At 58.9% G+C, this 450-nt stretch carries 1 protein-coding gene; it reads right to left on the bottom strand.

Annotated features, from left to right (window positions below):
* Positions 1-450: RNA polymerase factor sigma-54 (locus D7V93_RS44055; protein WP_443652013.1), on the bottom strand; the 450-nt coding region annotated here is incomplete at both ends.

Here is a 450-nt window from a genome sequence, read left to right on the forward strand (position 1 = left end):
ACACGGGAGATCGTGGACTCGTGTAGACCCAGTGTATCGGCTATTTCCCGCAAAACCAAGGGGCGCATGGCGATTTCGCCGTGCGTGAAGAAGCTCTTTTGACGCTCGACAATCGCTTGCGAGACACGCAGGATCGTATCGAAGCGCTGCTGGATGTTCTTGATCAGCCAACGTGCTTCCTGCAGCTTCTGCTGCAGATTGGCAGCGCCCGATTCACCGCGGCTGCTGCGCAGGATCTGCGCGTACATGTCGTTGATGCGCAGCCGCGGCATGACGTCGGGGTTCAGTTGCGCCATCCAGCCTGCGCTTGTCTTGCGCACAATCACGTCGGGCACCACGAAATCCGCTTCGGCGCGGCCGAATGCATGACCCGGAAACGGTGCCAGTGAACGAATCAGCTCATGCGCAGCTTTCAGTGTGGGTTCGTCGACGCACAATGCCTTCTTCAAG

This window comes from Corallococcus llansteffanensis, assembly GCF_003612055.1.
Lineage (GTDB): Bacteria > Myxococcota > Myxococcia > Myxococcales > Myxococcaceae > Corallococcus > Corallococcus llansteffanensis.